Origin of the sequence: Variovorax sp. UC122_21 (assembly GCF_044056785.1) — a bacterium.
Classification (GTDB): Bacteria; Pseudomonadota; Gammaproteobacteria; order Burkholderiales; family Burkholderiaceae_C; genus Variovorax.
The window spans coordinates 1,051,252-1,072,676 of the sequence record NZ_CP172004.1 but is presented as its reverse complement, the minus strand read 5'-3'; the positions used below and the strand labels follow the sequence as shown (position 1 = coordinate 1,072,676).

Below are 21,425 nucleotides of genomic sequence, written 5' to 3'. Positions count from 1 at the left end.
CGAAAAATCAGGATCTGTAGTCGGCGTTGATCGACACGTAGTCGTGGCTGAAGTCGCAGGTCCAGACGGTTTCGCTGGCGTTGCCGCGGCCGAGGTTCACGCGCACCGTGATCTCGCTTTGCTTCATCACGCGCTGGCCGTCCTCCTCGCGGTAGGCCGGGTTGCGGCCGCCCTTCACCGCCACGTGCACGTCGTCGAGGAACAGGTCGATGCCGGTCTGGTCGAGGTCGGCGATGCCCGCGTAGCCCACGGCCGCGAGGATGCGGCCGAGGTTCGGGTCGCTGGCGTAGAAGGCGGTCTTGACCAGCGGCGAATGCGCGATCGCATAGGCGACCTGGCGGCATTCGGCGGCGTCGCGACCGCCGTCGATCTGCACCGCGATGAACTTGGTCGCGCCCTCGCCGTCGCGCACGATGGCCTGCGCGAGCAGGCGCGCCACCTCCTGCATCGCGGCCACGAGCGCCTGGCCCTCGGCCGAATCGAGCGAGGTGATGGTCGCGTGCGCGGCCTTCTGCGTGGCGATGACCACGAAGGAGTCGTTGGTCGAGGTGTCGCCGTCGATGGTCACGCGGTTGAACGAAGCGTCGGCCAGCTGTTTGGCCAGCGGCTGGATCAGCGCCGGGTCGATCTTCGCGTCGGTGGCCATGAAGCCCAGCATGGTCGCCATGTTCGGGCGGATCATGCCGGCGCCCTTGCTGATGCCGGTGACGCTGACCGTGGCGCCGCCGATCTGCACCTGGCGGCTGAAGGCCTTGGGCACGGTGTCGGTGGTCATGATGCCTTCGGCGGCACGGGCCCAGTGGTCGTCGGCGGCATCGGCCAGCGCGGCGGGCAGGCCGGCCTCGATGCGGTCGATCGGCAGCGGCTCCATGATCACGCCGGTCGAGAACGGCAGGATCTGCTCGGGCGCCAGGTCGAGCTGGCGCGCCAGCGCGATGCAGGTGGCGCGGGTGCGCGCCAGGCCGTCTTCGCCGGTGCCGGCGTTGGCATTGCCGGTGTTGATCAGCATCGCGCGGATGCCGTGGCCGGCCGCGAGGTGGTCGCGGCAGACCTGCACCGGCGCGGCGCAGAAGCGGTTCTGCGTGAACACGCCGCCGACCGCGGCGCCTTCGTCGATCAGCACGACCGTCAGGTCCTTGCGGTTGGCCTTGCGCACGCCCGCTTCGGCCACGCCGATGCGGACGCCGGGGACCGCGAACAAGGCGGCGGGATCGGGAGCGGACAGGTTCACGGGCATGGCGATATCTCTTCGGAGTTGCGGGTCAGCTGAGTTTGCCGTGGCAATGTTTGTATTTCTTGCCACTGCCGCAGGGGCACGGGTCGTTGCGGCCGACGCGCGCGAAGGCGGCCGCCTCGGCGCTCAGCGTGCCCAGGCCCGCGGCCGCGATGCGGCGCTGGCTTTCCTCGTCGACGCGCACCTCGACCTCGCCGGTCTCGGTGGGTGCCGAATAGGTGATGTTCGAGACGTTCTCGCCGCGGTTCTCCATCGCCTCGGCCGCCTCGTCGAGCTGCTCGCTCGATTGCACGCGCACCGTCATGAGCTGGCGCGTGACCTCGTTCTTGACCGAGTCGAGCAGCTGGCCGAACAGCTCGAAGGCTTCGCGCTTGTATTCCTGCTTGGGCTGCTTCTGCGCATAGCCGCGCAGGTGGATGCCCTGGCGCAGGTAGTCGAGCGAGGCCAGGTGTTCGCGCCAGTGGGTGTCGATGCTCTGCAGCAGCACCATGCGCTCGAACTGCGTGAAGTTCTCGGCGCCGATCAGCGCGACCTTGGCGTCGAAGGTCTCGTTGGCGGCATGCACCACCTTCTCGACGATGTCCTCGTCGGAGATGGCTTCGGAACCCTCGACGATCTTCGCGAGCGGCATGTCGATGCCCCACTCGTTGAACAGGGCCTGCTCGAGCGCCGGGATGTTCCACTGCTCTTCCACCGACTCGGCCGGCACGTACTGGCGCACCAGGTCGATGAAGCAGCCTTCGCGCAGCGCCGCGATCTGGGCGCCGAGGTCGCCGGCGTCGAGGATGTCGTTGCGCTGCTGGTAGATCACCTTGCGCTGGTCGTTCGACACGTCGTCGTACTCGAGCAGCTGCTTGCGGATGTCGAAGTTGCGCGCCTCGACCTTGCGTTGCGCGCTCTCGATGCTGCGCGTGACGATGCCGGCCTCGATGGCCTCGCCGTCGGGCATCTTCAGGCGGTCCATGATCGCCTTCACGCGGTCGCCCGCGAAGATGCGCATCAGCGGATCGTCCAGGCTCAGGTAGAAGCGCGAGGAGCCCGGGTCGCCCTGGCGGCCCGAACGGCCGCGCAGCTGGTTGTCGATACGTCGCGACTCGTGGCGCTCGGTGGCGATGATGCGCAGGCCGCCGAGCGACTTCACGAACTCGTGGTCGTTGTTCCACTCGGCGCGGATGTGCTCGATGTCGGCCTTCTTCGCGGCCTCGTCGCGGCCTTCGTCGGCCTCGACCGCCTCGATCATCTTCTCGATGTTGCCGCCCAGCACGATGTCGGTACCGCGGCCGGCCATGTTGGTCGCGATCGTGATCATCTTGGTGCGGCCGGCCTGCGCCACGATGTCGGCCTCGCGCGCATGCTGCTTGGCGTTGAGCACCTGGTGCGGCAGGCCCGCCTGCGTGAGCAGGCCGTCGATGATCTCGGAGTTCTCGATCGAGGAGGTGCCCACCAGCACGGGCTGGCCGCGCTCGTAGCACTCGCGGATGTCCTGGATCGCCGCCTCGTACTTCTCGCGCGTGGTCTTGTAGACGCGGTCGAGCTGGTCGTCGCGCTTGCTCACGCGGTTCGGCGGGATGATCATGGTTTCCAGGCCGTAGATCTCCTGGAATTCGTAGGCTTCGGTGTCGGCCGTGCCGGTCATGCCGGCGAGCTTGCCGTACAGGCGGAAGTAGTTCTGGAAGGTGATCGAGGCCAGGGTCTGGTTCTCGGCCTGGATCTCCACGCCTTCCTTGGCTTCCACGGCCTGGTGCAGGCCGTCGCTCCAGCGGCGCCCGGTCATCAGGCGGCCGGTGAACTCGTCGACGATCACCACCTCGCCCTGCTGCACCACGTAGTGCTGGTCGCGGTGGTAGAGGTGACGGGCGCGCAGCGCCGCGTTCAGGTGGTGCATCAGCGTGATGTTGGCCGGGTCGTAGAGCGAGGCGCCCTCGGGCAGCAGCTTGAACTCGCCGAGGATGCGCTCGGCGTTCTCGTGGCCGTCCTCGGTCAGGAACACCTGGTGCGTCTTCTCGTCGACCGTGAAGTCGCCGGGCACCGTGACGCCCTCGCCGGTGCGCGGGTCGGCTTCGCCTTCCTGCTTCTTGAGCAGCGGCACCACCTTGTTGATGGCGAGGTACAGGTCGGTGTGGTCCTCGGCCTGGCCGCTGATGATCAGCGGCGTGCGGGCCTCGTCGATCAGGATCGAGTCCACCTCGTCGACGATCGCGTAGTTCAGCTTGCGCTGAACCCGGTCGCCGGGCTCGTAGACCATGTTGTCGCGCAGGTAGTCGAAGCCGGTACTCGTTGTTGGTGCCGTAGGTGATGTCGCTGCCGTAGGCGGCCTGCTTCTCCTCGCGCGGCATCTGCGGCAGGTTGATGCCGACCGTGAGCCCGAGGAAGTTGTAGAGCCGGCCCATCCAGGTCGCGTCGCGGTTGGCCAGGTAGTCGTTGACCGTCACCACGTGCACGCCCTTGCCGGACAGCGCGTTCAGGTACACCGGCAGCGTGGCGGTCAGCGTCTTGCCTTCGCCGGTGCGCATTTCGGAGATCTTGCCGTTGTGCAGCGCCATGCCGCCGAGCAGCTGGACGTCGAAGTGGCGCATCTTCATCACGCGCTTCGAGCCCTCGCGCACGGTGGCGAAGGCTTCGGGCAGCAGGTCGTCGAGGCTCTCGCCCCTGGCGATGCGGTCCTTGAACTCCTGGGTCTTGGCGCGCAGCGCGTCGTCGCTCAGTTTTTCGAATTCGGGTTCGAGCGCGTTGATGCGCGCGACCGTCTTGCGGTACTGCTTGAGTAGCCGGTCGTTGCGACTGCCGAAGATCTGGGTCAGGAAGTTGGTGGCCATGGGTGGAGGTGGGCGGGCACCTGACACGACAGGCACTGCGACCGGATTCCCTAAGATATGGTGAGAGCAGTTGGGCGCACCTCTTTCAAAAGCAAGCCTTCGAAAGTCGGAAGCCCGTGCCGGTTATCGGTAGTCGGGTTATCGGATTTGAACGATTTTCCCGGCGGGACCGCCGGCAAACCGGGCATTTTAGCTGTCTTGTTTCACCCACAGAATTACGAATGAATCGCCGTTCCACGCCCCCGTTCACGCTGCAGCAGGCGGCCGAGGATTCGCCCACGCTGGCGAGCCTGATCGCCCGCGCGCGCGACGCCGGCGACCGGCTGCGCGCGGTCGAGGAACTGATCCCGCCACTGATGCGCCCCGCCATCCAGGCCGGCCCGGCCGAGGGCGACGAATGGTGCCTGCTGGTCAAGGGCAGCGCCGCGGCCGCCAAGCTGCGCCAGTTGGCGCCGATGCTCGTGACCCGGCTGCGCAACCGCGGCTGGGAGGTGCGCAGCATCCGCATCAAGGTGCAGACCGGGCGCTGAAGCCCGCGGCGGCCGGCCGCCCTCCGTGAATTTTACTTTTCGTCTGGAATTGGATAATATTTCCAGATGAATGAATCCCCATCGTCGCCCGCCGACGCCTCGTTGCTGCTGCTCGACAAGCACCAGGTCGATGCCCTGCTCGCTCCCGAGGACGTGCTCGAGGCCGTGCGCGAGGCCTTCGTGCTGCATAGCGCGCGCGAGGGCCGGGTGTTTCCGGTGGTGCGCGAGCCGCTGGCCACCGGCGGCGTGTTCGGCATCAAGTCGGGCGACGTGCCCGCGCAGGGGCTGCTCGGATTCAAGGCCGCGGGCTTCTGGCCGGCCAACCGCGCGCGCGGCGGCGAGCCCCACCAGGCCACGATCCTGCTGATCGACCCTGCGACCGGCCGGCCGCAATGCCTGATCGACGGCAACGCGGTCACCACGCTGCGCACCGGCGCGGCCGGCGCGCTGGGCCTGCGCGCGCTCGCGCGGCCCGGCAGCACGCGCGCCTGCGTCTTCGGCACCGGCGTGCAGGCGCGGGTGCAGCTCGATTTCGCGCTGCGCACCCTGCCCGCGCTGGCCGAGGTGCGCTACGTGAGCGCTCGCGGCGGGCGCGACGCCGACTTCGAAGCCGCCTTCGCCGCTCGCTGCGCGATCGCGCCGGCGGCCGACCGCCACGAGGCCGTCGCCCACAGCGACCTCGTGATCACCGCCACGCCCGGCGCCGGCGCGCTGTTCGACCTCGATGCCGTGCAACCCGGCACCCATCTGAACTGCGTGGGTGCCGACACGCGCGGCAAGCGCGAACTGCCCGACGGCCTGCTGCCGCGCGTGCGCCTGGTCGTCGACGACCGCGTGCAGGCACGGCAGATCGGCGAGACCCAGTGGGCACCCGACACCGCCGGCATCGAGCTCGGCGACCTGCTCTCGGGCCGCGCGGCCTTCGAGCGCGCCGACGACGACATCACCGTGTTCGACATGACCGGCCTCGCGCTGCAGGACCTGACCGTGGCGCGCATGCTGCAGCGGCGCGCGGCCGCGACCGGCACCGGCACGCGCATCGCCTGGCCCTGGTAACTCCCTCCTCGTTCCTCCTCGCCATGACCACCACCCCCACCCTCGCCGAGCTCGACACCCCCGCCGCCCTGATCGACCTGCCGCGCATGCAACGCAACATCGCGCGCATGCAAGCGCGCATGGACGCGCTGGGCGTGCGCTTCCGCCCGCACGTGAAGACCAGCAAGTGCACGCCGGTTGCGCAGGCGCAGCTCGCGGCGGGCGCGCAGGGCATCACGGTCTCCACGCTCAAGGAGGCCGCGCAGTTCCACGCCGACGGCATCGACGACATCCTCTATGCGGTGGGCATGGCCGCGGCCAAGCTGCCGCAGGCGCTCGCGCTGCGCCGCGCGGGCTGCCGGCTGACGATCATCACGGACAGCCTGGCCTCGGCCCGCGCCATCGCCGACTTCGGCCGCGCGCAGGGCGAGGCCTTCGAGGTGCTGATCGAGGTCGACACCGACGGCCACCGTTCGGGCATCAAGCCCGGCGAGGCCGCGCTGCTCGAGGTCGGGCGCGTGCTGCACGACGGCGGCATGCGGCTCGCGGGCGTGCTCACGCATGCGGGCTCGAGTTACGAGCTCGACACGCCCGAGGCCCTCGCGGCCATGGCCGAGCAGGAACGCGCGGGCTGCGTGAGGGCCGCCGAGCGGCTGCGCGCGGCCGGCCTGCCCTGCCCGGTGGTGAGCGTGGGCTCCACGCCCACCGCGCTGTCGGCCGCGCGGCTCGACGGCGTGACCGAGGTGCGCGCCGGCGTCTACGTGTTCTTCGACCTCGTGATGCACAACATCGGCGTCTGCGCGCCCGAGGACATCGCGCTGAGCGTGCTGGCCACCGTCATCGGCCACCAGGCCGAGAAGGGCTGGGCCATCCTCGACGCCGGTTGGATGGCGATGAGCCGCGACCGCGGCACGGCGAAGCAGAAGCACGACTTCGGCTACGGCCAGGCCTGCGACCTCGAAGGCCGCGCGATCGAAGGCTATGTGCTAAGCGGCGCGAACCAGGAGCACGGCATCCTGTCGCTCGCGGACGGCACGGCCACGGACATCGTCGAACGCTTCCCGATCGGCACGCGGCTGCGCATCCTGCCCAACCATGCCTGCGCGACCGGCGCCCAGTTCCCCGAATACCACGCGCTCGCGCAGGACGGCAGCCTGCGGGCCTGGCCGCGGCTGCACGGCTGGTGAAGCGAACGCCCCGCTGCGCGCGGGGCGCCCGGTCGATCAGCCGGCCGACCCTGCGAACAGCTCGGTCATGAACTGCGTCGACTTGAGCCCGGTGCCCGTCAGCAGCACCACCGTCTTCTCGCCCGCGCGGATCTCGCCGCGTTGCTCCAGCAATTCGATGGCGGCAGCGGCCGACGAGGAGGTCGGCTCGGCATAGAGCCCCGTCGCCGCCAGCCGGCGCACGGCTGCCGCGATCTGTTCTCGGTCAGCGCCACCGTGCCGCCGCGCGTCTCGCGCAGCGCCTGCAGGATCTCGCGCAACCGCACCGGCCGCTTGATCGCCGTGCCCTCGGCGATGGTCGGCGCCACCGCGCGCTCGACCAGCGTGTCTACGCCGGCCGTGAAGCTCGCGTCGATCGGCGAGCAGTTGAGCGGCTGCGCGACGAAGATGCGCGGCAGCCGGCGGATCTGCCCGGCCGCGAGCAGCTCCTTGAAGCCGATGTGGCAGCCCAGCACGTTGCTGCCCGCGCCGGCCGGGATGATCACGTTGTCGGGCGCCTCGAAGCCCAGGTCCTCCCAGAGCTCGTAGGCCAGCGTCTTCGTGCCCTGCAGGAAGAAGGGGTGCCAGTTGTGGCTCGCGTAGAAGATCTCGGAGGACTGGCGCACCGCCTCTTCTTCAGAAGCCTCGCGCGGGCCGGGCACGAGCTGCACCTCGGCACCGAAGGCGCGGATCTGCGCCACCTTGGGCGCCGGCGTGTAGGCGGGCGCGAGCACCTTCACGCGCAGGCCCGCAGCGGCACCGGAGGCGGCGATCGCGGCGCCGCCGTTGCCCGAGCTGTCCTCGAGCACCGCGTCCACGCCGATCTGGCGCAGGAAGGACATCATCACGGCCGCGCCGCGGTCCTTGAAGCTGCAGGTGGGGTTGAACCACTCGAGCTTGAAGAAGGGCTCGAGCCCGCCCCAGCGCTTCTGCACGAGCGGCGTGCAGCCTTCGCCCAGGCTCGCGGGCTGCTCGATCGCCACCGGCAGCGCCGCGCGGTAGCGCCACAGCGAGCGCACGCGCGTGTCGATGTCGTCGCGCGAGATGCCGGGCAGCGGCGTGATCATCATCGGATGGCCGTCGTCGGAGCGCCAGCGGCGCTCGAGCAGGCCATGGGTGCGGCCGGTGCGCGGGTCGATGTAGTGCGGGGTGTTCGGCATGGCTATGTTCCTTCGTTGCTTGATGAATGGGTTCAGCGGGCCTGGTAGGCCTCGGAGGGGTTGTCGTTCGGCGCCGAGATCGCCTGGCGCAGCGCGGCGCTCATCGGCAGGTTCAGCGCCGCGTTGCGCGGCGGGATCGGCTGCACGAACCACTTGTCGTAGAGCTTCGCGAGCTCGCCGTCGGCCATCAGCCGGCGCAGCTGGGCATCGACCGCGGCCTTGAAGGCCGGGTCGTCGCGCCGCAGCATGATCGCGATCGGCTCCACCGCGAAGGTCTCGCCCGCAATGCGGAAGTCGCCCGGCGTGCGCGCGCTCGCGATGTTGCCCGCGAGGATGTTGTCGTCGTCGACCCAGGCATCGGCGCGGCCGGTCTGCAGCAGCAGGAAGCTGTCGCCCGTGTCCTTGCCGTAGACCTCCTGGAACTCGACGCCGGCCGCCTTCTTGTGCAGCCGCGCGGTCTTCACCGCGCTCGAGCCCGAGGTCACGACCACCGTCTTGCCCTGCAGCTGCGCGATCGAGGCGATGCCCGACTTCGCGGCCACCGCGAGCCGCACCTCGGTGACGTAGGTGGTGAGCGCGAACGCCACCTCCTTCTGGCGCGCCGCGTTGTTGGTGGTGGTGCCGCACTCGAGGTCGACCGTGCCGTTGCGCACCAGCGGAATGCGGTTCGACGAAGTCACGGGCTGGTAGTCGATGGCCAGCGCGGGCAGCCGCTGCGCCTCGCGCAGGCCGGCGATCACGCGCTCGCAGAGCTCGACGTGGTAGCCGGTGTAGCGGCCCGCGCCGAGCGCATAGGACAGCGGCGCGCCCGAGTCGCGCACGCCCATCGCGATGCGGCCGCTGTCGGCGAGCTTGCGCAGGGTGTCGGCCGAGGCCGGGCCGGCACCGGCGGCCAGCAGCGAGAGGACGAGGACAGGGAACGCCAGACGGATCTTCTTCATGGGTTTCTCCGAGCAGAGAAAGAAAGAGGGAAGTCGGCGTGCCGCCCGCGAAGGCGGCCGCCGGAGGGCACCGCGGTTCCAGACAATATATCCATTAATGTACTTTTTGTACAGTTTTGGCGCGCGGTTTGGATGCTTCGTCCAGACCTGGATACATTCACCCGCATGAAGAAGAAGTCCGACAAGCACCTGCTCGAGATGCTCGACCACATCGCCGAGGGCCTGGGCCAGACCTTCGCGCCCTTCTGCGAGGTGGTGGTGCACGACCTGCGCAATCCCGAGAACGCGATCCATGCGATCGAGAACGGCCTGAGCGGCCGGCAGGTCGGCCAGTCGGTCACCGAGCTCGGGCTCGCGCGCATCCGCGATCCCGAATTCCCGGCCGTGATCGCGAACTACGCCAATGCCTTTCCCGACGGCCGCAAGGTCAAGAGCACCTCGATCGGCATCAAGGACGAGCACGGCGAAGTACGTGGCCGCGCTGTGCCTGAACGTGGACCTGACCCTGTTCCAGAGCTTCCAGAGCGCGATGTCGCAGTTCACGCGCATCGACGACAGCGAGGTGCGCGAGCACCTCGAGCCCGGCAGCGGCCAGTCGGAGCGCATCCATGCGCGCATCGACGCCTTCGCGGCCGCGCGCGCGACCACGCCGCGCTCGCTCAAGCCGGCCGACCGCAAGCAGCTGGTGCAGGAACTCAGGAAGGAAGGCTTTCTCGAAATCCGCCGCGGCGCCGAGATCGCGGCCGCGCACATGGGCGTGTCGCGCGCCACCGTCTACAGCGACGCCCGCTAGGAGTCCGCGCGGCCTACTGCGGCTGCAGCCCGATCTCGCGCGCCACGCGCTGCCAGCGCTCGGCCTCGGCGCGCATGAAGGCGCGCAGCTCGCCGGTGGTCGAGCCGCGCAGCTGCACGCCGAGCGCCGACATGCGCTGCTTGACCGAGGCATGGGCCAGCGCCGCGACGGCCTCGGCGCGCAGCTTCTCCACCACTTCGAGCGGCGTGGTGGCGGGCGCGACCAGCGCCCACCACTGGTCGATCTCCATGCCCGCGAGGCCGCTCTCGGCGAGCGCGGGCACGCCCTGCAGGCCCGGGATGTCCACGCGCTTCGCGCTCGCCACCAGCAGCGGCCGGATGCGGCGCGCGCCCACCAGGCTCGAGCCGCTGGCCAGGGTCGCGAAATGGCCGGCCACCGTGCCCGCGGCCACGTCGGTGAGCGCGGGCGCCGAGCCGCGGTACGGGACCATGTTGAAGCGGATCCCGGAGCGCTGCGCCAGCAGTTCGCCCGCGAGATGGCTCACGGTGCCCGCGCCGCTGTGCGCGATCGCGGGCGGCGAGGCGCTCGCGGCGGCCGTCTTCATGAAGCCGCGGAAGTCCTTGCTGCCCTCGTCCATGCCCGCGAACAGCACCAGCGGCGAGGTGCCGATCATGGTCACCGGCGTGAAGTCGCGCAGCAGGTCGTAGGGCAGCTTCGCCGTCACGGCCGGCGCGATGGCATGCGGCAGCTCGACGATGACCAGCGTGTAGCCGTCGGGCGGCGCCTTGGCCGCCGCTTCGGTGCCGATCTGGCCGGCCGCGCCCGGGCGGTTGTCGACGATCACCGACTGGCCCAGCGTCTGGCTCATGCGCTGCGCCATGGCGCGCGCGATGGCGTCGGTGCTGCCGCCCGCGGCCCAGGGCACGACCAGCTTCACGGGCCGGTCGGGAAAGGCGCCCGCCCGGGCGCTGCCGGTGGCGCCCAGCAGGGCACCTGCCGATGAAACGGCAATGAAGGTACGTCGGCGCATCGCGTGCTCCGTGAACGAGGAAGGAAAGAGGAGAAGAACCGGTCTCAGACCGACGGATCGGGCCAGCTCGGGTCGCAGGCGGCGCTCGCGGTGAGCATCAGCACCACGTGCGCGTCGGCGGCCACCAGGCCGTTGTCGCGCAACTGCCGCAGCGCGCCCAGGCCCGCGGCCGCACAGAGTTCGGCGCTCACGCCGGCGGCCGTCAGCAGCCGCCGCGCCGCGCGCGCCTCGTCGTCGCTGACCACCACCGCGCCGCCCGCGGTGGCGGTGGCGGCCTGCCATTGCAGGTAGGTGACGGTGGCGCCCGCGGTCGAGAACTGCGCCGTGTGGCCCGGGTAGCTGCCGTTGACGGCGCCGCCCGCGAGCACGCGCGACAGCCGCGGGAACGGCTCCACCAGCCACAGCCGCGGCAGGCGCGCGATGCGCCCGGCCGCCAGCAGGTCGCGAAAGCCTGCGTAGATGCCCCAGGCCAGGTCGCCGCGCGCGGTCGGCACCACGATGTGGTCGGGCAGGCCGCCCTCGGCCAGGCATTCGGCCGCGATCGGCTTGTAGCCCTCGATCGCGAGCGGCGCGCTGCCCAGCGCGGGCAGCCGGTAGTTGGTGAGCGCGAAGTAGCCCGGATGCTGCGCGCGCTCGCGCACGAAGGCCCAGCGGCCCGCGTTGTCGGAGAAGGCATAGCGCCGCGCGCCGAGCGCGTCGAGCTGGCGCGCATAGGCGGCCGGCAGGCCTTCGTAGCCCGCGACCTCGCAGGACAGGCCCGCGGCCCAGGCATAGTGGGCCGCCGACACCGCGGCATTGCCCGAGGAGGCCAGCACCAGCGTGTGGGCGCCGGCTTCCAGCGCCTGCGCCACGCCGACGGCGGTCATGCGGTCCTTGTGCGAGCCGGTCGGGTTGACCGATTCGTCCTTGAGCGCCAGCCGCGCCACGCCCAGGCGCTGCGCCAGTTCGGGCAGCTCGCGCAGTGGCGTGTTGCCCTCGCCGAGCGTGAAGCCCGGCAGGTAGGGCATCGGCATGCCGGTTTCGGTGCCCGGCAGGTAGCTGGCCCGCAGGCCGATGTGCACGCCCATGCGGCGGCAGGCCGGGCAGCCGTCGTTGAGCGAGGACACCGGATAGAGCGTCTCGCAGCGCAGGCACTGGAGGCCGCGCAGCTGCGGGTCGCGCAGCGGCCGCGCGGCATCGGCCGCGAGGGCCTCGTCCGCGGCGGTGCCGCAAGAAAGGTCGGCGGGCTGGGTATCGAGCGCGTGGAGTGTCATCGCACTGGGGGTGTGAAGGAAGTCGGTCGGGGTGGCGGGCCGAATCTTATGCGTTCGGAAATAAAATCAGAAGGCCCAAAATACTCAACCGATAACGGAACTTATCGATGCGATTTGCGGAGATCGAGACTTTCCGGGCGCTGATGCGCAGCAGCTCCACGCGCAAGGCCGCGGCGCTGCTGCATGTGACGCAGCCGGCGATCAGCCAGTCGCTCAAGCGGCTCGAGACGCAGGCGGGCATGCAGCTGTTCCAGCGCACCGGTGGACGGCTGGTGCCCACGCCCGAGGCGCGCGCGCTGTGGGTGGAGGTCGAGCGCGTGTTCATCGGCATGGACGCGATCGAGCACCGCATGCGCAGCCTGCGCGACTTCGGCACCAACCAGCTCGAGCTCAGCTGCTATCCGGCCTTCGGGCTGGGCTTCATGCCGCGCGCGCTCGAGCGCTTCAAGGCGCACCGTGGCGCGAGCGCCTGGCCGCAGGTGTCGCTGCAGGTGCTCAGTTCCAAGGACGTGCGCGACCGGGTCTCGATGGGCATCTCCGACTTCGGCCTGATGGCCGACGAGCTCTCGCTCGAGGGCCTCGAGCATTCGACCTTCGCGCATTTCCCGGGCGTGGTGGTGATGCCGCAGGGCCATGCGCTCGCGCGCTTCAAGAGCATCGAGCCCGAGCAGCTGGTGGAGGCGCCCTTCCTCGCGCTCAACCCCGAGGACCCCTCGCACCGCCGGCTCGAGGCCGCGCTGGCGCAGAAGAGCCTGGCGCTGCGCATGGTGGTGCAGACGCCCTACGCCGCCAGCGTCTGCGAGATGGCGCTGCGCGGCCTCGGCGTGGGCCTGGTCAATCCGATCACCGCGCTCGACTACGCCGAGCGCGGCCTGGTGGCGCGCAAGCTGTCGGTCGACATCTCCTTCGCCTGCATCCTCGCGCTGCCGGCCGGCAAGGTGCTGTCGTCGACCGCGCGCGACTTCCTCTCGGTGATGCGCCAGCAGCTGGCCGACGACGAGAAGCGCATGCAGCGCTACCTGCGCTGAGCTTCAGCCCTCGGCCGGCAGCCCGCCGAGGAAATCGCCGATCGCCGCGCCGATCTCCGCCGCATGCGTCTCGAGCGCGAAGTGGCCGGTGTCGAGGAAGCGCACCTGCGCGTTCGGGTTGTCGGTCTTGAAGGCCTCGGCGCCCGGCGGCAGGAAGAAGGGATCGTTGCGGCCCCAGATCGCGAGGAAGGGCGGACGGTCGGCTGCGGAAGTACTCGTGGAACTTCGGATACAGCGCCACGTTGTTCGCGTAGTCGAGGAACAGGTCGAGCTGGATCTCGATGTTGTCGGGCCGCTGCATCAGCGCCCAGTCGAGCTCCCAGGCCTCGGGCGCCACCTGCAGCGGATCGGGCGCGCCGTGCACGTACTGCCAGCGCGTGGCCTCGTGCGTCAGTTGGGCCGCGCGCACGGCCTCGCGGTTGGCGGCATTCGGCTCGCGCCAATAGGTGCGCAGCACGCCCCAGCCCTCGCTCAGGCCCTGTTCGTAGGCATTGCCGTTCTGCGACACGATCGCGCTCACCCGCTCGGGCCGCGACAGCGCGAGCCGGAAGCCCACGGGCGCGCCGTAGTCGAAGACGTAGATCGCATAGCGCCGCAGGCCGAGCGCGTCGGTGAAGCCCTCGATCACCTTCGCGAGGTTGTCGAAGCTGTAGGCGAAGGCCGACCGCGCGGGCGACTGGTGAAGCCGAAGCCCGGCAGGTCGGGCGCGACGATGTGGAAGCGGTCCGCCAGCAGCGGGATCAGGTGGCGGAACATGTGCGACGAGCTCGGGAAGCCGTGCAGCAGCAGCAAGGTGGGCCGCGAGGGATCGCCGGCCTCGCGATAGAAGACCTTGTGCGCGCCGACGGCGACGGTGTGGAAACGAACCATGGGAAGACTCCTGCAAGCCGATGGCGGCGCCGGGGGCTCCCGGACTTGAATAACCTGCTAACGACGTTTTTAAAGGTTATTCATAGCCGAGTAACCTGTCAATCTATTTTTTGACGGTTATCATCGCGCCAAGGAGCTTCGCCATGACCACCACCGCCGTCCCCCTGCCCGCGCCCTTCGTCGGCGACCACCTCGCGCTCGATTTCGTCAACAGCACCGCCACGCCCGACGGCGTGCGCGTCGAATGGCTGGCCGATGGCGCGGCGCTGCTGCAATGGCTGCTGGCGGCGAAGCTGATCGCGCCGGCCGATGCCGAGCGGCTGCGGGCCGCCAGGGACGGCGCGGCCGCGCTCGATGCGGTGGCGCAACGCGCGCGCGAACTGCGCGACGGTTTCCGGCACTTCGCCGAACGCCATGCGGCCGGCCGCTCGACGAGGAGGCGGCCGCCGAGCTCGAGGCCCTGAACCGCCTGCTCGCGCAGGACCAGAGCCATGTGGAAGTCGCGGCCGACCCCGAGGGCGGCGGCCTGCGGCTGCGCCGCGTCGAGCCCTTCGCGGCGCCCGATCAGCTGCTGCAGCCGATCGCGCGCGCCATGGCCGAGCTGCTGTGCGACGAGCGTTTCGAATGGGTGCGCGCCTGCGAGGGCCACGCCTGCACGCTGATGTTCCTGGACCGCACCAAGACCCACTCGCGCCGCTGGTGCAGCATGGCCTCGTGCGGCAACCGCGCGAAGGCGGCCGCGCACCGGGCGCGGCGCGGCCTCAGTGCCAGCTGAACTCGTGGTTCAGGCCGATCACGACACCGCGCATGCCCTGCGGCCCGGTGCGTGAGGCGCTGAGGTCGAGGCTGATCAGCGGCGTGAGATTGACCCGCGCGCCCACGCGCGAGGTCCACAGCCGCGAGACGCGGCTGCGTTCGGCGATCAGCGACAGCGTGTCGTTGAGCGCCCACTCGCAGGCCAGCCCGCCGCGCGTCGTGCGCTGGCCGGTGCCGGGCGCCCAGTCGGCGCCGAGGTTGGCGTGGATCTGCAGGTTCGGCGTGGGCGCCAGCTGACCGGCACCACGAACTGCCCGCCCGTGCGGCCGCCGGTACGGAAGTCCGACACCGTGCCGGCCGAGACCGCGGCGCTCCAGGTCGCATCGGGCGCCGGGCCGAAGAAATTCCACTTGATCTGCGGCCCGCCGGTGACCGTGCGCACGCCCAGCGTCGACAGCCGGTCGAGGTTGAAGCCCAGCTCCACGGGGCCGATGCGGCAGGCCGGGCCCAGGTGGAAGCCGATGACCGGTTCGGTGCCGGTGCGGCCCCACCAGGTCTCGTACTGGCACTGGCCCGGATCGAGCGTGGCGGCATCGTCGATGTCGAAATGGCCGGCCGCGTGCGCGCCCGCGCCGGCCCCACAGGCCGCAGGCGGCCAGCAGCCATCCGATGCGCGTCCCTCTCGTGGCGTGTTCGTTGTTCTTCATCGCGGGCGTTCCGGTGAACCGGCGCGCGATTCTAGGCAGGCGGAAAGTCGGCGGCGTGACGCCGCGGCTTGAAGGCTAGATCTCGAACTGCGGCTGCAGCTCGCGGATGCGCTTGATCGCCACGCCGGCCGCGGCCGTGCGTGTCTCCACGCCGAGCTTCACGTAGACCCGCTCGAGGTGCTTCTTCGCCGTGGCCGGGCTGCTGCCGAGGATCTCGCCGATGTCCTTGTTGGTCTTGCCCTTGACCACCCAGTAGAGCACCTCGGCCTCGCGCGCCGTGAGCTTGAGGCTCAGGCTCATGGCCTCGATCACGGCGGTGTCGGACACCTCGCGCATGATGATCATCCACTCGTCGCCGTCATCGTCGTGCCCGGTTTGCTGGTGCAGGCGCAGCGTGAGGCTGCTGGCGCCATGCGCGATCGACAGCGCCGGCGGCTCCACGCCGCGCTGACGCGCCGCCGGTGCATGGCTGCGCAGCCAATCGAGCACGGCGGCCGGGGTCTCGGGCGCGCGCGTCTCGCAGTAGCGCTGCAGCAGGTCGCGCGCCAGCGCCGTCTGCCAGATCAACCGCCCCTCGGGCAGCCGCACCGTGATGCTGGCGTAGCCGAAGGCGTCGAGCGCATTGCGCGCCTGGCCGGCCTGGCGCGCCACTTGGCGCGCGCGCCGGGCGCCCTGCAGGTGCACGTTCATGCGCGCCAGCACCTCCTTGGGCTTGATCGGCTTGGTCACGTAGTCCACGCCGCCGGCCTCGAGCGCGGCCACCAGGTGCTCGGTCTCGGTCAGGCCGGTCATGAAAACGATCGGGATGTGCGCCGTCATCCCGTCGGCCTTGAGCCGGCGCGCGACCTCGAAGCCGTCGATGCCCGGCATCATCGCGTCGAGCAGCACGATGTCGGGCCGCGCCTGCGCGGCGCGCTGCAAGGCCTGTTCGCCGTTGGTGGCGATCAGCACCGTGTAGCCCGATTCGTCGAGCGCGTCGTGCAGCACCGCGAGGTTGTCGGGCACGTCGTCCACGATCAGCACCAGGTCGCTGTTGGTGCTCTTGTCGCGCAGCGACTGGGCGAGCGGCACGGGTTCGGCGGGTGTGTTCATCTGGTCCTCATCCCGCATGGGCCGCCTCGGCCAGCGCGCGGCCCATGGCCTCGAACTGGAACTGCCGCGCCAGCACGCGCTGCGCCTCGGTCCAGGCGGCGCACTCGGGCTGCTCGCCGTCGATCGCGTCGAGCTGGTTCATGATGCCGCGGAAGTAGCCGAGGCTCACGGCCTCGTCGAGCGCGCGCAGCCGCTCGCGCGAGGGCGGCCGCAGCACCGGCTGCATCGGCGCCGGCGCGCTCGCCGCGGCCACTTCGGTCCAGCGCAGGCCGAGCCGGCGCTCGAGCCAATCGAGCAGCTCGGTGTGGCGCACCGGCTTCACGAAGAAGTCCTCGGGCGCGATCTCCACGTCGTTGTCGAGCCCCTTGTCGAAGGCATTGGCCGAGACGATCGCCACCGCGGCATCGGCCAGCCCGAGCCGGCGCGCGCGGCGGATGGTCTCCCAGCCGTCGATGCCGGGCATCGCGAGGTCGACGAACATGGCGTCGGGCCGGTAACCGGCGGCGATCAGGTCGAGCGCATCGTGGCCGCTGGCCGCGCTGCGCAACTCGAAGCCCAGCGGCGCCAGCACATGGCCCAGCAGCTCGCGGTCGGCCTCCTCGTTGTCGACCACCAGCAGCCGGCGGCGCGCGCGCCTCGTAGCCGCGCCGCGCGCGCTGCACCGGCTGCGGCCGGCCGGCACCGGCCACCGCCTCGTGCACGCGCGGCAGGAACAGCCGCACGCAGAACAGCGAGCCCACGCCCGGCGTGCTGCTGACCTTCATCTCGCCGCCCATCAGGTCGGTCAGCATCTTGGCGATGGTGAGGCCCAGCCCCGCGCCCGGCGCGGCCGCGGCGCCGGCCGAATCGCCGCGCGCGAAGGGCTCGAAGATGCGCTCGATCTCGGCCGCCGTCATGCCCGGGCCGGTGTCCTCGATCTCCACCGCGGCGAACTCGCGCGCATAAGCGAGGCGCAGCGTGACCTGGCCGGCGGCCGTGAACTTGATCGCGTTGCCCAGCAGGTTGATGAGGATCTGGCAGACCCGCTTCTCGTCGGCGCGCACCACCTCGGGCAGCGTGCCCGCGGCCTCGAAGTGGAAGGCCAGGCCCTTCTCGGCCGCCTGCAGCTCGAACATGTCGGCCAGCTCGCGCAGGGTGTCGGCGAAGCGCATCGGCCGCGCATGCAGCGTGAGCTTGCCGGCCTCGATGTGGGCGATCGCCAGCGTGCCCTCGATCAGCGACAGCAGGTGCTCGCCGCCGCGCTTGATGACCGCCACCGCCTGCTGGCGGTGCGGCGGCACGGAGTGGTCTTCGCCCCATCAGCTGCGCATAGCCGAGGATGCTGTTGAGCGGCGTGCGCAGCTCGTGGCTGATGGCGCTGATGTAGCGGCTCTTGGCCTGGTTGGCCTGGTCGGCGGCGCGCCGTGCCTGATCGGCCGCGAGCTTGGCCTGCTCGGCCACCTCGCGCGCCTCCTCGGCGGTGCGCGTGGCCGACTGCAGCGCGCGGTCGGTCTCGCGGTGCAGCTCGATCTCGCGCACCAGCAGGTGGGTCTGGCGGTTCGATTCCTCCTGCGCCACCTTGCGGCTCTGGTGCGCCAGCACCAGCCACCAGGCCACGATGCCCGCGATCACCAGCAGCGCCATGTAGGCCTTGAGGAAGCCCGAGCGCAGCGAGGCCTGCTGCGCGGCCGCGAGCGCCTGCGCCACCTCGCTCTGCGCGGCCAGCTCGAGCGCGCGTTCGCCGAGCGCGCGCAGCTCCTGCTGATAGAGCACGCCGAACACCACCGCCAGCAGCGGCACGATGATCAGCATCAGCAGCAGGAAGTGGCCCAGGCCGGTGTCGAGGTAGCGCCAGCTGCGCCGCGGCAGCAGCCAGCGCAGCACCGCCGACCACTGCGCCGACAGGCTCGCATGCGGCTTGCAGAGGTCGCCGCAGCGCGCGTCGAGCGTGCAGCACAGCGAGCAGATCGCGCCCTGGTAGGCCGGGCAGTGGGCCATGTCGGGGCCTTCGTATTCGCGCTCGCAGATCACGCAGCGCTGCACCGCGAGGCGGCGGTAGGCTCCCTCGGATTCCACCCGCGCCCACTGCACCGGCCGGCCGGCCGCCACCGCGGCGCCCTCGACCGAGCCGCGCGCCAGGTAGTAGCGCCCGCCCGTGGCCCAGGCCAGCAGCGGCGAGGCGACGAGCGCCGTGCCGAGCGCGATCAGCGCCGAGAAGGCCTGCGCCAGCGGTCCGAACACGCCCAGGTGCGCGGTGATCGACAGCAGCGAGGCCAGCGCCATCGCGCCCACGCCCACCGGGTTGATGTCCCACAGGTGGGCCCGCTTGAACTCGATGCCCGGCGGCGACAGGCCCAGCGGCTTGTTGATGACCAGGTCGGCCACCACGGCCATCATCCAGGCGATGGCGATGTTGGCGAACAGCCCGAGCACGTCGCCCAGCGCCTCGAACACGTTCATCTCCATCAGCATGAAGGCGATCAGCGCGTTGAACACCACCCACACCACGCGCCCCGGGTGGCTGTGGGCCACGCGCGAGAAGAAGTTGCTCCAGGCCAGCGAGCCCGCGTAGGCGTTGGTGACGTTGATCTTGAGCTGCGAGATCACCACGAACAGCGCGGTGGCCGCCACCGCCCAGCCGTAGTTCGGAAACACGTACTCGTAGGCCGCGAGGTACATCTGGTTCGGGTCGACCGCGCGCTCCACCGGCACCATGTGGGTGATCGCGAGGTAGGCCAGCGCGGCGCCGCCCAGCATCTTGACCACGCCCAGCACCACCCAGCCCGGCCCGCCCGCCAGCACGCCGGCCCACCAGCGGCCGCGGCTGGCAGCGGTACGCGCGGGCATGAAGCGCAGGTAGTCGGCCTGTTCGCCCATCTGCGTGATGAGCGCAATGCCCACCGTGAGCGCGGCACCGAACAGGTGCAGATTGAAACCTTGCGCACCACTCTTTGCGCCGTTGTAGTGCGTGATGCCCGCGAACGCACCAGGATCGCGCACCAGCACATAGGCGAAGGGCACGACCAGCATCAGCAGCCACAGCGGCTGCGTCCACAGCTGCAGCCGGCTGATCGCCGACACCCCGTGCGTGACCAGCGGGATCACCACCAGCGCGCAGACCAGGTAGCCCCAGACCGGCGGTATGCCCAGCGCCAGCTCGAGCGCGTAGGCCATCACGGCCGCCTCGAGCGCGAAGAAGATGAAGGTGAAGCTCGCGTAGATCAGCGAGGTCAGCGTGGAGCCGATGTAGCCGAACCCGGCGCCGCGCGTGAGCAGGTCCATGTCGACGCCGTAGCGCGCCGCGTACACGCTGATCGGCAGGCCCGCAAGGAAGATGATCAGCCCCGTCGCCAGGATGGCCCAGAAGGCATTGGCGAAGCCGTACTGCACCAGCAGCGTGGCGCCCACCGCCTCGAGGATCAGGAACGAGGCCGCGCCGAAGGCCGTGTTGGCGACCCGCCATTCGGACCATTTGCGAAAGCGCTGCGGCGTGTAGCGCAGCGCATAGTCCTCGAGGGTTTCGCTCGCGACCCAGCTGTTGTAGTCGCGCCGCACCTTGACGATGCGCTGCGGCGCGTCGTCGGACTCGGTGGGGGGACGGCGGAGGGCGGGCCAGGGTTCACACCGTTTCGGTGCATCTTTCGTGCCACCCGGCGCCCCTCGGGCCCGGCGCCATACGGCATTCGGCGAACAGGGCACGACTGTTGCAACAGCCTTGCTCTGCCCATAATGGCCGCCTCCTCCCGCCACCCGATGCCGTCTCCATGGAACTGACTCCGCGCGAAAAAGACAAGCTGCTGATCTTCACCGCGGCGCTGCTCGCCGAACGCCGCAAGGCCCGCGGCCTCAAGCTCAACTACCCCGAAGCCATCGCCCTGATCTCGGCCGCCGTCATGGAAGGCGCGCGCGACGGCAAGAGCGTGGCCGAGCTCATGAGCGAGGGCCGCAACGTGCTGACCCGCGCCGACGTGATGGACGGCATCGCCGAGATGATTCCCGACATCCAGGTCGAGGCCACCTTCCCCGACGGCACCAAGCTCGTGACGGTGCACCAGCCCATCGTCTGAACGACCGCACACCCAGAACGAACAAGGACAAGCCCTCATGCGCCCATCCACCATCTCCTCCAGGACCCTCGCCCTGCTCGCCGCCACCCTGCTGCCCCTGGCGGCCAGCGCCCACACCGGCGTCGACGGCGGCCTGCACCACGGCCTCGTGGCCGGCTTCATGCATCCGCTGACCGGCGCCGACCACCTCGCGGCGATGGTCGCCGTGGGCGTCTGGAGCGCGCTGTCGGCGCGCCGCGCCTGGCCCGACCTGCTGTGGGCGCCGCTGGCCTTCGCCGGCATGCTGCTGGCGGGCGCGCTGGTCGGCCTGGCCGGGCTGCAGCTGCCGGCCGTCGAACCGATGATCGCGGCCTCGCTGCTGGTGCTGGGCCTGCTGGTGGCCGCGCGCGTGCACCTGCCGGCCGGCGTGGCGATGGCGGTCGTCGGCCTGTTCGCGGTCTTCCACGGCGTGTCGCACGGCCACGAGCTCGCGGGCGAGCAAGACGCCGCCCTCACCCTTGCCGGCATGGTCGGCGCGACCGTGCTGCTGCATGCCGCCGGCATCGCGCTGGGCTGGGCGCTGCGCCATGCCAACGCATGGCTGCCGCGCATCGCGGGCGCCGCGGTGGTCGGCCTCGGCGCCACGCTGCTGGCGCAGGCCATCTGAGGCGAGGCACCGGTCCATGATCCCCGGCGAAATCCTTACCGACGACGGCGACCACACGCTCAACCCGGGCCGCCGCACCCTCACGCTGGTGGTGCAGAACACGGCCGACCGGCCGATCCAGGTCGGCTCGCACTACCACTTCGCCGAAACCAACGGCGCCCTCGGCTTCGACCGCGACGCCGCGCGCGGCATGCGCCTGAACATCGCCTCGGGCGCCGCGGTGCGCTTCGAGCCGGGACAGCAGCGCACGGTCGAACTGGTCGATTTCTCGGGCGACCGCATCGTCTACGGGTTCCGCGGACTCGTTCAAGGAAAGCTCTAA

17 protein-coding genes and 4 pseudogenes are annotated in these 21,425 nt (G+C 70.5%); 10 read left to right on the top strand and 11 right to left on the bottom strand.

What is annotated here, in order from left to right; all coding sequences use genetic code 11:
• Positions 1 to 7: 7 nt before the first annotated feature.
• Positions 8 to 1,237, bottom strand: a complete 1,230-nt coding sequence (argJ, locus tag ACHMXE_RS17355; RefSeq protein WP_209541764.1) for a bifunctional glutamate N-acetyltransferase/amino-acid acetyltransferase ArgJ — start codon at positions 1,235 to 1,237, stop codon at positions 8 to 10.
• Positions 1,238 to 1,262: 25 nt separating this feature from the next.
• Positions 1,263 to 4,050 (bottom strand): annotated as a pseudogene (gene secA / locus ACHMXE_RS17350) (preprotein translocase subunit SecA).
• A 221-nt stretch (positions 4,051 to 4,271) separates the two neighbouring features.
• On the opposite strand from secA, the gene ACHMXE_RS17345 reads away from it, so the two are divergent.
• From ACHMXE_RS17345 to ACHMXE_RS17335, 3 genes are all read left to right on the top strand, one after another.
• Positions 4,272 to 4,580: a hypothetical protein gene (locus ACHMXE_RS17345; RefSeq protein ID WP_093341044.1), complete on the top strand. Its 309-nt coding sequence runs from the start codon at positions 4,272 to 4,274 to the stop codon at positions 4,578 to 4,580.
• Positions 4,581 to 4,646: 66 nt separating this feature from the next.
• Positions 4,647 to 5,636 (top strand): ornithine cyclodeaminase family protein, encoded by a 990-nt coding sequence (locus ACHMXE_RS17340; protein WP_395350358.1) that lies wholly within the window; start codon positions 4,647 to 4,649, stop codon positions 5,634 to 5,636.
• Positions 5,637 to 5,659: 23 nt separating this feature from the next.
• Complete coding sequence (locus ACHMXE_RS17335; RefSeq protein WP_395350357.1) at positions 5,660 to 6,802, top strand: DSD1 family PLP-dependent enzyme; 1,143 nt, start codon at positions 5,660 to 5,662, stop codon at positions 6,800 to 6,802.
• A gap of 36 nt (positions 6,803 to 6,838) precedes the next feature.
• Here ACHMXE_RS17335 and ACHMXE_RS17330 read toward each other — a convergent pair.
• Positions 6,839 to 7,980: pseudogene (locus tag ACHMXE_RS17330) on the bottom strand (pyridoxal-phosphate dependent enzyme).
• Between the two features lie 32 nt (positions 7,981 to 8,012).
• Entirely contained in the window at positions 8,013 to 8,921 is a 909-nt protein-coding gene (locus ACHMXE_RS17325) for an amino acid ABC transporter substrate-binding protein (protein WP_395350356.1), read from the bottom strand.
• A gap of 165 nt (positions 8,922 to 9,086) precedes the next feature.
• On the opposite strand from ACHMXE_RS17325, the pseudogene ACHMXE_RS17320 reads away from it, so the two are divergent.
• A pseudogene (locus tag ACHMXE_RS17320) lies at positions 9,087 to 9,714 on the top strand (transcriptional regulator).
• A gap of 13 nt (positions 9,715 to 9,727) precedes the next feature.
• On the opposite strand, the gene ACHMXE_RS17315 reads toward ACHMXE_RS17320, so the two are convergent.
• Together ACHMXE_RS17315 and ACHMXE_RS17310 are read right to left on the bottom strand one after the other, a co-directional pair.
• Positions 9,728 to 10,705 carry a Bug family tripartite tricarboxylate transporter substrate binding protein gene (locus ACHMXE_RS17315; protein WP_395350354.1) on the bottom strand — a complete coding sequence of 326 codons (978 nt, stop codon included), beginning with the start codon at positions 10,703 to 10,705 and terminating at the stop codon, positions 9,728 to 9,730.
• Positions 10,706 to 10,749: 44 nt separating this feature from the next.
• A complete protein-coding gene (locus tag ACHMXE_RS17310) occupies positions 10,750 to 11,958 on the bottom strand; it encodes a pyridoxal-phosphate dependent enzyme (protein WP_395350353.1) in 1,209 nt (402 codons plus the stop codon).
• A gap of 107 nt (positions 11,959 to 12,065) precedes the next feature.
• Here ACHMXE_RS17310 and ACHMXE_RS17305 point away from each other — a divergent pair, with 107 nt between their 5' ends.
• On the top strand, positions 12,066 to 12,986 hold the full coding sequence (locus ACHMXE_RS17305; RefSeq protein ID WP_203202674.1) for a LysR substrate-binding domain-containing protein: 921 nt from the start codon (positions 12,066 to 12,068) through the stop codon (positions 12,984 to 12,986).
• A 3-nt stretch (positions 12,987 to 12,989) separates the two neighbouring features.
• Here the strand turns inward: ACHMXE_RS17305 and ACHMXE_RS17300 are convergent.
• Positions 12,990 to 13,856 (bottom strand): annotated as a pseudogene (locus ACHMXE_RS17300) (alpha/beta fold hydrolase).
• Between the two features lie 143 nt (positions 13,857 to 13,999).
• Here ACHMXE_RS17300 and ACHMXE_RS17295 point away from each other — a divergent pair.
• Together ACHMXE_RS17295 and ACHMXE_RS17290 are read left to right on the top strand one after the other, a co-directional pair.
• Positions 14,000 to 14,320 (top strand): ABATE domain-containing protein, encoded by a 321-nt coding sequence (locus ACHMXE_RS17295; protein ID WP_395350352.1) that lies wholly within the window; start codon positions 14,000 to 14,002, stop codon positions 14,318 to 14,320.
• Positions 14,321 to 14,349: 29 nt separating this feature from the next.
• Entirely contained in the window at positions 14,350 to 14,631 is a 282-nt protein-coding gene (locus ACHMXE_RS17290) for a CGNR zinc finger domain-containing protein (protein WP_395350351.1), read from the top strand.
• On the opposite strand, the gene ACHMXE_RS17285 is transcribed toward ACHMXE_RS17290, so the two are convergent.
• From ACHMXE_RS17285 to ACHMXE_RS17270, 4 genes are all read right to left on the bottom strand, one after another.
• Positions 14,618 to 15,022: a hypothetical protein gene (locus ACHMXE_RS17285; protein ID WP_395350350.1), complete on the bottom strand. Its 405-nt coding sequence runs from the start codon at positions 15,020 to 15,022 to the stop codon at positions 14,618 to 14,620. The genes ACHMXE_RS17290 and ACHMXE_RS17285 overlap by 14 nt on opposite strands.
• Before the next feature lie 372 nt (positions 15,023 to 15,394).
• Positions 15,395 to 16,411: a response regulator gene (locus ACHMXE_RS17280; protein ID WP_395350349.1), complete on the bottom strand. Its 1,017-nt coding sequence runs from the start codon at positions 16,409 to 16,411 to the stop codon at positions 15,395 to 15,397.
• A gap of 7 nt (positions 16,412 to 16,418) precedes the next feature.
• Positions 16,419 to 17,024 carry a response regulator gene (locus ACHMXE_RS17275; RefSeq protein WP_395350348.1) on the bottom strand — a complete coding sequence of 202 codons (606 nt, stop codon included), beginning with the start codon at positions 17,022 to 17,024 and terminating at the stop codon, positions 16,419 to 16,421.
• Complete coding sequence (locus ACHMXE_RS17270) at positions 16,919 to 20,089, bottom strand: histidine kinase dimerization/phospho-acceptor domain-containing protein (RefSeq protein WP_395350346.1); 3,171 nt, start codon at positions 20,087 to 20,089, stop codon at positions 16,919 to 16,921. Before ACHMXE_RS17270 ends, ACHMXE_RS17275 begins: the two co-directional genes overlap by 106 nt.
• A 65-nt stretch (positions 20,090 to 20,154) precedes the next feature.
• On the opposite strand from ACHMXE_RS17270, the gene ACHMXE_RS17265 reads away from it, so the two are divergent.
• The 3 genes from ACHMXE_RS17265 to ACHMXE_RS17255 are packed head-to-tail and all read left to right on the top strand — an operon-like array spanning position 20,155 to position 21,425.
• Positions 20,155 to 20,457, top strand: a complete 303-nt coding sequence (locus ACHMXE_RS17265) for an urease subunit gamma (protein WP_203202679.1) — start codon at positions 20,155 to 20,157, stop codon at positions 20,455 to 20,457.
• A gap of 37 nt (positions 20,458 to 20,494) precedes the next feature.
• Positions 20,495 to 21,103: a HupE/UreJ family protein gene (locus ACHMXE_RS17260; RefSeq protein WP_395350344.1), complete on the top strand. Its 609-nt coding sequence runs from the start codon at positions 20,495 to 20,497 to the stop codon at positions 21,101 to 21,103.
• Between the two features lie 16 nt (positions 21,104 to 21,119).
• On the top strand, positions 21,120 to 21,425 hold the full coding sequence (locus tag ACHMXE_RS17255) for an urease subunit beta (protein ID WP_395350343.1): 306 nt from the start codon (positions 21,120 to 21,122) through the stop codon (positions 21,423 to 21,425).

What these genes read in the sequence shown, in the direction of transcription:
- argJ (WP_209541764.1), bottom strand. Translation starts at nt 1,237, where the DNA reads ATGCCCGTGAACCTGTCCGCTCCCGATCCCGCCGCCTTGTTCGCGGTC.
- ACHMXE_RS17345 (WP_093341044.1), top strand. Translation starts at nt 4,272, where the DNA reads ATGAATCGCCGTTCCACGCCCCCGTTCACGCTGCAGCAGGCGGCCGAG.
- ACHMXE_RS17340 (WP_395350358.1), top strand. Translation starts at nt 4,647, where the DNA reads ATGAATGAATCCCCATCGTCGCCCGCCGACGCCTCGTTGCTGCTGCTC.
- ACHMXE_RS17335 (WP_395350357.1), top strand. Translation starts at nt 5,660, where the DNA reads ATGACCACCACCCCCACCCTCGCCGAGCTCGACACCCCCGCCGCCCTG.
- ACHMXE_RS17325 (WP_395350356.1), bottom strand. Translation starts at nt 8,921, where the DNA reads ATGAAGAAGATCCGTCTGGCGTTCCCTGTCCTCGTCCTCTCGCTGCTG.
- ACHMXE_RS17315 (WP_395350354.1), bottom strand. Translation starts at nt 10,705, where the DNA reads ATGCGCCGACGTACCTTCATTGCCGTTTCATCGGCAGGTGCCCTGCTG.
- ACHMXE_RS17310 (WP_395350353.1), bottom strand. Translation starts at nt 11,958, where the DNA reads ATGACACTCCACGCGCTCGATACCCAGCCCGCCGACCTTTCTTGCGGC.
- ACHMXE_RS17305 (WP_203202674.1), top strand. Translation starts at nt 12,066, where the DNA reads ATGCGATTTGCGGAGATCGAGACTTTCCGGGCGCTGATGCGCAGCAGC.
- ACHMXE_RS17295 (WP_395350352.1), top strand. Translation starts at nt 14,000, where the DNA reads ATGACCACCACCGCCGTCCCCCTGCCCGCGCCCTTCGTCGGCGACCAC.
- ACHMXE_RS17280 (WP_395350349.1), bottom strand. Translation starts at nt 16,411, where the DNA reads ATGAACACACCCGCCGAACCCGTGCCGCTCGCCCAGTCGCTGCGCGAC.
- ACHMXE_RS17265 (WP_203202679.1), top strand. Translation starts at nt 20,155, where the DNA reads ATGGAACTGACTCCGCGCGAAAAAGACAAGCTGCTGATCTTCACCGCG.
- ACHMXE_RS17260 (WP_395350344.1), top strand. Translation starts at nt 20,495, where the DNA reads ATGCGCCCATCCACCATCTCCTCCAGGACCCTCGCCCTGCTCGCCGCC.
- ACHMXE_RS17255 (WP_395350343.1), top strand. Translation starts at nt 21,120, where the DNA reads ATGATCCCCGGCGAAATCCTTACCGACGACGGCGACCACACGCTCAAC.